At 49.8% G+C, this 9,932-nt stretch carries 9 protein-coding genes; 2 read left to right on the top strand and 7 right to left on the bottom strand.

The annotated features are described in order from the left end of the window. A partial coding sequence (locus HOK28_15810; protein ID MBT6434565.1) for a hypothetical protein occupies positions 1-1,889 on the top strand: 1,889 nt, incomplete at its 5' end. A gap of 118 nt (positions 1,890-2,007) precedes the next feature. On the opposite strand, the gene HOK28_15805 is transcribed toward HOK28_15810, so the two are convergent. From HOK28_15805 to HOK28_15775, 7 genes are all read right to left on the bottom strand, one after another. Next, positions 2,008-2,535: a hypothetical protein gene (locus HOK28_15805; protein MBT6434564.1), complete on the bottom strand. Its 528-nt coding sequence runs from the start codon at positions 2,533-2,535 to the stop codon at positions 2,008-2,010. Between the two features lie 25 nt (positions 2,536-2,560). Continuing rightward, positions 2,561-3,397 carry a hypothetical protein gene (locus HOK28_15800; GenBank protein ID MBT6434563.1) on the bottom strand — a complete coding sequence of 279 codons (837 nt, stop codon included), beginning with the start codon at positions 3,395-3,397 and terminating at the stop codon, positions 2,561-2,563. After that, positions 3,394-4,314, bottom strand: coding sequence for a zinc ABC transporter substrate-binding protein (locus HOK28_15795; GenBank protein MBT6434562.1), 921 nt, complete (start codon positions 4,312-4,314; stop codon positions 3,394-3,396). The genes HOK28_15800 and HOK28_15795 overlap by 4 nt, the downstream gene beginning before the upstream one ends. Positions 4,315-4,321: 7 nt before the next feature. Further along, positions 4,322-5,620 carry a zinc-regulated TonB-dependent outer membrane receptor gene (locus HOK28_15790; GenBank protein MBT6434561.1) on the bottom strand — a complete coding sequence of 433 codons (1,299 nt, stop codon included), beginning with the start codon at positions 5,618-5,620 and terminating at the stop codon, positions 4,322-4,324. 196 nt (positions 5,621-5,816) lie between these two features. Further along, positions 5,817-6,863 (bottom strand): TauD/TfdA family dioxygenase, encoded by a 1,047-nt coding sequence (locus HOK28_15785; GenBank protein ID MBT6434560.1) that lies wholly within the window; start codon positions 6,861-6,863, stop codon positions 5,817-5,819. A 256-nt stretch (positions 6,864-7,119) separates the two neighbouring features. Continuing rightward, positions 7,120-7,962, bottom strand: a complete 843-nt coding sequence (locus HOK28_15780) for a hypothetical protein (GenBank protein MBT6434559.1) — start codon at positions 7,960-7,962, stop codon at positions 7,120-7,122. A 161-nt stretch (positions 7,963-8,123) separates the two neighbouring features. Beyond that, positions 8,124-8,588, bottom strand: coding sequence for a hypothetical protein (locus HOK28_15775; GenBank protein MBT6434558.1), 465 nt, complete (start codon positions 8,586-8,588; stop codon positions 8,124-8,126). A gap of 416 nt (positions 8,589-9,004) precedes the next feature. Here HOK28_15775 and HOK28_15770 point away from each other — a divergent pair. After that, on the top strand, positions 9,005-9,932 hold a 928-nt coding region (locus HOK28_15770; GenBank protein MBT6434557.1), incomplete at its 3' end, for a hypothetical protein.

Here is a 9,932-nt window from a genome sequence, read left to right as displayed (position 1 = left end):
TCGGCTTAGGAGCAACGGATGTGGACAGCAGCAGCTTTACATTCGCAGTGGCCGTGGCTCCTCTTCATGGTGAAGTGACGATTGAATCCGATATAGCCACCTATACACCTTTACCGAACTACTTTGGCGCAGACAGCTGGTCCTATGTTGCACTGGATGATTCTGGTAGTTCGAGTGAGCCTGCTAATGTCGAGGTCGCAGTTGTTAATCAGAGCGATGCCCCGGTTGCCAATGACCAACTGATTGAAGTCAACGATACGACTGACTGGCAATTTACCTTAGATGCCTCGGATATCGATGGCGATGAACTGGCGGTAACAGTCGTAGACCAGCCCGAATTTGGGACGCTTAGCTGGGCTGGGATTGTAGGCACTTATACACCGACCACAAGTGACAATGGGTTTGACCAATTTACCTACCGGGTGTCGGACGGATTGAATAACTCCGGTTTGGCAACGGTTACTGCTTTAGTCGGTGGGGATTCTGATGGTGACGGTTTACCAAATAGCTTGGACAATTGTCCTGGTGAGGCCAATGGTACTCAGGCGGATTTCGATGGTGATGATATTGGCGATGCTTGCGATGACGATATTGACGGTGATGGTTTCTTAAATGATGAAGACCTGTGTCCAGGACTTGTGGATGATGGCTTGGATATGGACGCCGACGGTACTGGGGATACGTGTGACGATGACCGAGATGGGGATTCTCTCGGAAACGACTTGGAAATCTTATGGGGCTTAGATCCTGATTCGCTGGATTCTGACGATGATAGCCTTGAGGACGGATTAGAGTTTGGAGACGAACTAGAGCCACGGGATACAGACGGTGATGAAATCATCGATGCGTTGGACGACGACTCTGACGGTGATTCAGTCTTGGATGCAATAGAAGCAGGTGCGCCCGATGCAGACGTCTTTCCACGAGACTTTGATGAGGATGATGTTCCCGATTACCTCGATCGCGATTCGGATAACGATGCCGTCGATGATGCTCTGGATAATTGCTACAACCTCTTTAATTTTGATCAAGCGAACTTAGATGAAGATGCCTATGGTGATCTTTGTGATGACGATGTGGACGGCGATGGGGTGGCCAATGACACTGATATCTGTCCGCTCGTTTTCAACCCAGGCCAATTCGACAGTGATGACGATGACGTCGGTGATCTGTGTGATGATGATTGGGATGGCGACGGCGCTGCCAACGACGTTGATAATTGTTTCTTCATACCAAACCCGAACCAAGAAGACTTAGATGAAGATGGTGTAGGGGATGTTTGTGACTCGGACCTCGATGGTGATGGCTATGTTAACGGCTTTGATAATTGTTCTCACGTGCCCAATGAGGAACAACAAGATTTCGATGGTGATGGGACAGGTGACGATTGTGATGACGATATAGATGGTGATGGCGTTCTTGATACCATTGATAATTGCCAGGGCATCCCGAACCCCGAACAGTTAGATGCAGATGGTGATGATTTAGGTGATCTCTGTGATGACGATTTAGACGGCGACGGTGTCCTTAACGGCTCAGACAATTGTCCTGAAGTATCCAACGCTTCACAACAAGACTCCGATGATGATGGCTTGGGCGATGTCTGTGATTCTGATGCAGATGGTGATTCAATTACTGATGAGGTCGATAATTGTCCTGAAGTTCCGAATCAGGCTCAGGATGACGTTGATGGTGACGGTGTTGGCGATGCGTGTGATGACACCGATGACCGGCCCGTTGAGCCGGGTACAACTGATCCTGAGCCGGAACCCGAGCCTGAACCGGGGCCGGAACCCGAGGCGGACGAGGGCGGTTGCGCCGCTACACCGGTCGGTCCCTTGTATTTTCTTTTGCTAGGGTTGGGACTGGTTCGCCGACGCTCTAGGTAATTCAGATTTGAATCTGAAGACGTACTCGCCGATGACGACCGCTTGAGTTTCGTCGATCAAGAAATCTAATGGGTAAGGGCTATGTTTTTCTCGGAAGGTAAAGCAAGCCTTAGCGAGACTACTCGTCTGAGTGGTCTTCGTCTGCATGGTCAGAATGGTCGCCAGCTTTTTCTTCTGCAATCAGTGACACTGTTGCTGATGCAGATGTAATAAATACAACATGCTCGCCCACGGTCAGATCAAATACCAGTTCGTTTGCAACATCTGTGCACTCAGCAACGGCATTGGTTGCTTCTGCATCTACACCGTCAATTTGCACTGTTAATTCGCCAGAAGTGAAGAAAGCGTATTCTGCAGCTTCAGTTGCTTCGTAAGTTACGAATCCCCAGAATCCGCCATTGCCGTCATCAGAGAGGGTGATGTCGACACGTTTGTGCATCCAGTCGTCGGTGCTGGTGTTGGCTGCTTCAGCTTCGCTGGTACCGGCAGTTACCGCAGTAGCAGGTCCCTCGGCCATGTGTTCACATGCTTCTGCTTCAAGGCTCACGTCACTGGGACCTTCGTGGTCGTGATCATCGGCTTCGCCACAAGCTACAGCAAAGAGTGAAATAGAAAGAGCAGCAGTAATTGTTAGAAACTTCTTCATGATAAATACCTCAAGACTAATGAATTTAGATTTGACTTAACTTGAGATTCTCAAGCAGAGCCGTTTGTAAAAGAGCTAGAAGCAGGGACTCATCCCAGCTAGTAGAAGAGGGCTCCTCGGTAAGAGCATTTTTAAATTCAATGCTGTCCCAAATAGACTTTTGTAAAACCAGCTGAAGGGGAATTGCTGTATTCACTGAGCCAGAATCTGCATCGAGAGTTAGTGAGACGGGTGTTTTGAATTCGAGACTTTGATCAACGTCGAGCCCGTCTTCCGGGAGATACTCGGGATGAAATACCTTGAAGCTCAAAACGATGCGTGTGGGCTCGAATAGAACATTTGTGAGTTGGTTGTCTTGCCCAATATCACAAACTTGGTAGGTGTCGTTACAAGGTCCCAATTCCAAAGTTTGAGATGAGGTGGCACCGAATTCTTGGAAGTTGATAGGGCCAAGAAGCTCTTGGAATAGAGCGAGCCCGGAGGCGCCGCTGGCCTGGTTCAGCTCTTCCTGAATGTCTTCATAGTCAACGAGTTCTCCGCTTGCTGAATGGCAGTGCCCGTTGTGGCAGAGGGAGTATCCTTCAGGTGGATTTTGTGGATCGAAAACAACAAGACCCTGAGCTGCGGCCAACGCCTCAAGGCGAAAACCTAGGCCAAGCAGTTCGACTGAACCAAACTCAATCTCATAATTCTTGGACGTCTTAAAGCGCCCATTTTCTTGGATGCGTCCATCACTCTCAAATACTGCTTGAACATTAAGTTCAATGGGGACCCAGCCTTCGCCCGGTGGCAGTATGCAGGAGGTCAGCGAGGCGACAAAAAGGAGACCGGTCAATGACCAGCGCAAGGAAGGTAAACTCATGGTGCTGACCCTGACGTTACTGCCTTATAAAGAGTATCCATCAGTGCCGTTATGTAAGACATATAGTCTTGATTACGGTCGAGATCGGGGCCGCTGCTGACAACAATTCGCTGAGCCTTGGTTATCCTGGCGATGGTCGACATCAGCTTCGAGGGATAAGACGTCTCTTGCAGTAAAATTTTAATATTGTTGCTTTTTACGACGTTGACGACCTTGGCCAAGTGGGCCGGTGACGGCGCCACTCCAGGCTTCGGTTCGATACGGATAGGAACCGTAATCTCGAGTGTATCGAACAAGTACAACCAGCTCTTGTGATACTCTATGGCTTGGCGAGCCTGAGCTGGAAGCTTTGACCATTTCTCTTTGGTTGCCTTTAAGAGTTTCGAAAGCTGGTCTTGTAAAGTTTTCGAGTTTGCTTTGAATCTTTCACTGGAAGCAGGCGCAAGCCGACATAATCGATTTGTAATTTCTTTGATGACCAAGCTCATACGAGCAGGATCACGGCTAAAGTGTGGATTACCCCCGGCGTGGATATCACCCATCGAGCGGTCAATGGTTCCCGTGGGCTTATCTAGAATTTTACCCGCGAATTGACTGGCATTGAGGTGTCCGAAGGCGCCGGGTCGAATACGAGGATTACGTGCTTGGGTTAAGAGGCTAGGAATCCAGCCAATCTCTAGCTCCAGGCCATTAAGAATGAAGAGATCTGCATTATTGAGAGCTACGATGTAGCTGGGCTTAGCATCAATGAAATGAGGGTCTTGGCTTGATTTGGTAAGACTTATGACCCGAACGTCATTGCCGCCGATATCCCGAGCAAGCGCAGCGTATTCCGGTAAAGTTGTCACCACATTAACCGTAGCGAGGGCTGGAGTAGTCAAAGCAGTCAAAACTAGGAACATCAATAAGCGAGTCATTGTAACCTCAATAAGTGTGCGAGCCGTGGGCCCCAGCGAGTACTTCAAGGGCCAGCATTGAAGCCCAGATGCCTTCTTCGCGCCAGCTTGGCATATCGTAGGACACTTGGAGTCTAAGCCTTGAGAAGTGGGTAGGATGCCAGGTTATTTGGCCAGCATAGCGATTGCGGTTTCCTTCGAGAGAGTCGTCGAGGGGGCCGCTGCCCAGGACGGCAACCCATTCCGCTCGGGTGGCTACCTCCCAGTAGGGATTGAGCCCGGATTTTAACTCAGCGTAACCAGCGTGGGTTTGAAAGGTTTGTCCTGGTACCTGCCGATCGCGTTGAACCCATTCGATTTGCAGACTGGTGTAAAACCGTTCGCTGGAGTCGACAGGTTTGTATTTGATGAGGAGGTCGGTTGCACGCAAGTGAGACTGATTGCCGCGGCCACTTTGGTTCTCTCCCAGCATATAAGATGCTCCAAAGAGGAGCGACCAATCGTCAGAGAGCTCTAAAAATTGCTCAATGCGCCCAGTGTAGAGAAAGTCTTCAGGCCCATTAATGGTCGGCAGGCTCCCGGCAAAGTAGCTCGATGCACAGCATTGACCAGCATTTTGGTTCACGGAAATAACGGCTTTCGCATACCAAGGAATGGGCAGTAGCCAGGATGTTTCGACACCCATGCCGCGTCCACCTTCGCCGCCAAAATAGGTTCCCACCATGAGTGCCTGGTCAACGAAGCTCCAAGTGTGTGGGTGGGTTGGGTTGATACGACCAAAAGGGATCAAGAACTGACCTACGCGCACTTGCAATGACCATGGGAGTGAGAGGGTTTGTGCATAGAGTTCTTCTATTTCAACGCCGTATTCAGAGAAAACCAGGTTGGCTTGAAGGTCGAAATATTGGTCTACCTTACTTTCGGCATGGAGTTCGAGTTGTTGCAAAGTGAAACCCGTTCGTGTCGGGTCGTGCGCGCCAAGCTGGAGCGGCTCATCTGAGCTGAAATAAGCCAATGCGATATCCGCGATGAGTGCGATGGCGGGGTTCATGAAAGACTGGCCTTGAACGGTTGGGCTTTGTTCAGGGACGCTCGCTGGCGCTGTTAATTGGAGCGCTTCTGGTGACGACCCTGCTTCAGAACCCAATGCATCCACAATGAGTTGATAGTCCTCGGGGCTAAGTCCCTCTGGGACCGTAGACGATTTTGCGCTTTCGCTGGATGTCTCGGCCTTGTCCTCGGCCTCGCTACCGGAGGGCGTTGCGGCAAGGGACATCACTGGGAAGACTAGGGCGAGGCAAATCGCGATGTAAGGCACTTCTCTCATGTCTTGTGTCTACAAGAACATCACGAAAACTCAACGTCTGAATATGGCTATTCCCGCTAAAACACCTGATTGTACAATGGTCTAGTACATACGGAATTGTTCAATTCATGAATTCAGAAAATGAAAAAGCGTCAGTATTGAATGCCGCTGAATCGCTTGAGTACGAGTCTTCACCGGAGCGCAGGTGGCTCTTGGTTTAGGCGAAAAAGCGGGTTTGGTTTTGCTGGTAGTCACAGAGCATCACTTGAAGAACCTTTCGCGGGTCTCCACCGTTGATTCGCCCGTGAACAATTTTGTAGTTATCGCAAAAAAGGACATCGCCTTCCTTCCATGGCAGCAGTACGCCTTGTGCAAGGTGGGCTGAGATAATCTCTCGATAGTCTGCCTCACTTAGCTCGACGGGGTTACCGGCAGCATCAACAAGGGTAGGTTTAAACATGAAGTTTTCGTCGTAGTTGCCAAGTTCGATACGTGCTTCCGGGAAGAGGCGTTGACCTTCTTCGGCGACAATTTGATGATGGTATCCGGTTAGGTTGAGGCTGGGAACTCCACTTTTGGGGTGTACTAGCAATGCTGGCGCGGTAAATGGTGGGGGAAGGAACTGGTTTTCGTTTTTATAGCGGATAAAACGGGCAGTTTCGAAGTGAGATTTCAGCTCTGGCCTTAGAGCGCTCCATGCGATTTCCGCGTCGCAGAAGAGAGTTTCACCACCTGTATTGCTTTGCTTCTCACAGAGAAACGCGATGACGCGCGGTATATTAAAGAAGATACCGAACTCGTGGTGGGGGAATTGGATATTGTCCTCGTAGGCGAGTGTCGAGGCGTCTTTTTGGGTGAGGGTCCGACCGGTGGCCCAGGCTTCGATAACCCCCAAGAACCAGTTGAGAAAAGGGCCGATAAGGGGAAGAGACAAAAAGAAGCGGGCCAGCTTAGGCGACATCGGCATCATCCAAATGTAGCGCGAGGCCTTGTATGCACTAAGGACAGCTTGTCTGAACCGTGGTGGGTCTACTTTGAAGCCACGAAACATGACTGCGCCGTGCTCTGCGATGAGCTCTTCGAGTTTGTCTTTACCTTCGCGAAGTAACTGATTGAGAAGTTCAGGGGATCCTACATCGATGGGTTCGACGAGCCTTACGATATCGGGTCCACCCTGGTTGGTGACCTCGTGCGGGTGGAGTGGCCTAACGTTGACTTTTTGCCAAGCCGATGAATCTTCGATTTGTATATTGGGCTGAGACACCATGAAACTCCGCTCGTGGACGATTCGGGGTAACACTAAAAATCAATATTCTCAAGCAGGGACGGTATTTGTTATATCAGTTATCGGGTAACAGGACTCTGTTCAGATTTTAACTGTTATGAAATTGGAAATGAGTCGGTTTCGGGCCGTAGCTGACCATGGTGTAAGTATGCCGGAGGGAAAATTATAACACTTAGCTTGAGGCATTACGCGCAGGTTATTGGTTCAACGAATTAAGTGTTGTGCCTGTCTTGTTTTAGGAAAAAATAGACGAGAAAAAGTTTTTAATGGGGGCAGTGATGGCATCCCAAATTCTAGAGATCCCTATCTTCGCCCCAACGAGGCCAACTTCAGTTAGGCTAACATCGTCGACTGGCCGAGCTGTCCAGTCTTCTGGGTACCGACCATCGAGCCATAATCCTTTAATATCTTGTTCGGTAAAATATCGGTCACCACCACGGCTTTCGTCTTCTCGGCCGAAAACCTGGAGCAGTGCCGTCATTTCCAGAGTTTCAATTGCGGTACCCTTTAGGCCAGGGTCGATGGCGTTGAAGTGGTCCATCGCCTCCGCCAGGTTGGAGGCATAGAGCCGGCCCTCAGTGCCGAAGCTTAAGAACGTATCGAGTTTTTCTGGATCCACTTTGGGATCTCGGATTCCTGTGGAGCCCGTATGGTCGATATTGGAATCTCGAAGGTTAAAGAGATTGAATGTGTCCGGTATCTTATCGGTGCCATCGGCGACCTTTACCAATGCGCCTCGCACTGATGGTCCGAGTCCCAGCGAACCAAGTGCTTTATCTAAATCTTCCATATTGATTGAGCCATCAGACTCTGGCTTCAAGTCACCATTGTTGTATAGCGATAAAAGAGCGGGGCACGGTATTTTATCGGCATTTACGCGCTCACGGTATTCTTGTGGAATGCCCTGTGAGTGTTCGAAAGGATTCACTGCACCACGCTTAGGGGAATCTACATTTTTGGCTGGATCGGTCTGGGTAACGGCTCCTGCAAGATGTGGGCATCCAGTGGGAGAAGCTGTATCACCAACACTGTTCGGTGCTGGAGCAGGCTGCTTGATGGGTGGAGGTACCTTAGGCATCTTTTCTCCCGGTAATGATATCAAAAGATGCTAACCAGTTACCGCTCTTAAAGCAAGATAACTGGGGTCATAACTCTCTGAGGGCTCCGGTAGTGAAATTTTTTGAGCCAAGGGATTTAATGATTGAGGTGACGGAAAAACTCTTAACCGGGTCGAGCCTGTTAGGGATTGGCCGTCCACCAGTCGTTTGAGCAGTAGTTACCAAAACGCATACCGTCCCATTTAGAGCACATGACACGACACGCAGGGTTCCAAGCGCTACACTGATGGGTAGCTTCCGTTCCGGTTTTTGAGCAGCTATTCATGAGCATCCCATAGCAGATCGGTGATGGCCACTTGTTAACACAGGCGCGATTTTCAGCGTCCCAGGTTCCGGGACCTTGAAAGGAGTTTCCCGGCGCATTGGTTAAACCCAGGCATCTACTTTCTTGAGTTTCTAAATCTTCATCGCAGTCGTTTGAGAGCCAACCCCAAAAGCCGCCGCAGCTTGTAAGTGCACCGCTTTGCGTGATTGCGCCAACCACGTCCAGTTGGACATCCGCATCAGAGTCGGATTGGTTTACCGAACAAGCGCTGAGCGAAATAGCGAAAGAAGCGATGAGAGTAATAGTTTTAATGAACTGCATGTTAACCCCTGATAACCTAAAGTAAGATACTGGCTGCTCGGTCTGTATCTTGTTTCGTTCATCCATGAATCTGCAGGTTTGATGCCAAAGTCATAGCTGTAAGGTTTTCTATGCATGGCTATCTAAGCGTTCGATATTGGAACGTTTTTTAGACTTTTGAGAGAGCTTCAGACGCGGCCACTTTTAGTTGTGTGATTAACCGGTCGTAATTTCGGTGGATTTTTCTAAAATGTTGGCTTGGCACCGTGAGATTTGAGTTCGATGCTGGAGACAGGGGCCGAAACACTGCCTACCTTCGCATACATTAAGCTGCCGAGGCCGTCTAAGCGAACACTCGGCGGTAGGATGGGGGGCCGGCGTGACCGTTCCAATTCAATTGCTTGTTCTGCTAGTCTTAGCCGCAGGGGGATACGAGCATGGTACAAGGGATTGGGGGGCCGCGGGTTCCATCGGGCCCAATGGCGGGCATTGAAGATGTTCAAACACTTCGGACGCAGGTTGGAGCGCTCGGCGCAACTGTAGCAGCGAGTGATACGCCCAACTGGGAGCAAGCCGCGCTTCAGCTAGATAGTATTCGTGATTCGCTGGGCGGTATTCAAGGTAACAATCAGCTACATGAATTGGGCGGACAAGACCTACAATCGATTCTAGATGTTGCAGAGCAGGTACTTGGTAAGGCTGAGAGAAACAAGGCGGCCGCAGGTGAATGGTCTATTCTTGAACGTGTTTTGCAGGTGCTTGGATATATTCTTTTTGTCATTCCCGGCATCAAATACACAGAGAAAATTCAAAAAGATAAAGATGCGGCGATGGCAGAAGCAGACAAGCCCATCCCCATGCTCAAGGAACGAGTAGAGCAACTTAGGGCACGCATCGACCCCGAAAAAACAAAGATGCAGTATTTTGAAATTCGTGGGGCAAGTGTGCCTCTACATAAGCCAGACTCGGTTGAAATTCATGCTGGTAAAGATGAAATGGCTGATGCAGTCAGCCGTCACATTTTAGGTCATCAAGAACTCGTAAGAGACGACGCGACAGGACGTGTTGGCGGAGCCCTGGACCCTGATAAAATAAGTATTCGAGGTTCCGATGGTAAAGAACTCGGTGCCAGTGCAAAAGCGGCAATGCTTGAAAACTTCGAGGCCGTGGGTGACGAACTGCATTTAGCAGAATCGATTTTGGCCGACGGAAAGATATCTGCCAAGGAACGTGATGCTCTGGCGCGTGAGCTGGTGAATGCCGCGCGAACGGGTGTGACAATTGATTTGAAAAATGCCGATGGTCTTCACGGCACTGATATCTCGTTGCGAACTGACAATGGTAAACTGGTCAAGACGTTGAAGC

This window comes from Deltaproteobacteria bacterium (genome assembly GCA_018668695.1).
GTDB lineage: Bacteria > Myxococcota > XYA12-FULL-58-9 > XYA12-FULL-58-9 > JABJBS01 > JABJBS01.
The sequence above is the reverse complement of the archived record's forward strand: the minus strand, read 5'-3'. Positions and strand labels throughout refer to the sequence as shown.